At 65.9% G+C, this 604-nt stretch carries 1 pseudogene; it reads right to left on the bottom strand.

Features of this window, described 5'->3' with window-relative positions:
- Positions 1-604 (bottom strand): annotated as a pseudogene (locus tag U5A58_RS40440) (threonine ammonia-lyase, biosynthetic); the annotation flags it as partial.

Here is a 604-nt window from a genome sequence, read left to right as displayed (position 1 = left end):
TACGCCGGATTGCTCGTCTCTTCCCAATACGGATAGCCGAGCGTGGCGAGGAAGCGGCGGAATTCGGCGTCCTCGGCTGCGGGCACCTGGATGCCCACCAGAATCGAGCTGTAGTCGGCGCCCTGGTTGCGGTAATGGAAGAGGCTGATGTTCCAGTTCGGCGCCATCGACGACAGGAAGCGCATGAGCGCGCCCGGCCGCTCCGGGAACTCGAAGCGGAACAGACGCTCGTCGTGCGCGAGCGGCGAGCGCCCGCCCACCATGTAGCGGATGTGCTGCTTCGACAGTTCGTCGCCAGTGAGATCGACGGTCGGGAAACCGTGATCGACGAAGGTCTTCGCGATCTGCTGCGACTCGCCACGGTTGCGGATCTGCACGCCCACGAAGATGTGCGCGCGCTCGGCGTCGTCGATGCGGTAGTTGAACTCCGTCACGCTGCGCGTGCCGACCAGCTCGCAGAAGCGCTTGAAGCTGCCGCGCTCCTCGGGGATCGTCACCGCGAACACTGCCTCGCGCGCTTCACCCACCTCGGCGCGCTCGGCCACGAAGCGCATGCGGTCGAAGTTCATGTTCGCGCCCGAGGTGATCGCCACCAGCGTCTGGC

Source organism: Paraburkholderia sp. J7 (assembly GCF_905220155.1).
GTDB lineage: Bacteria > Pseudomonadota > Gammaproteobacteria > Burkholderiales > Burkholderiaceae > Paraburkholderia.
The sequence above is the reverse complement of the archived record's forward strand: the minus strand, read 5'-3'. Positions and strand labels throughout refer to the sequence as shown.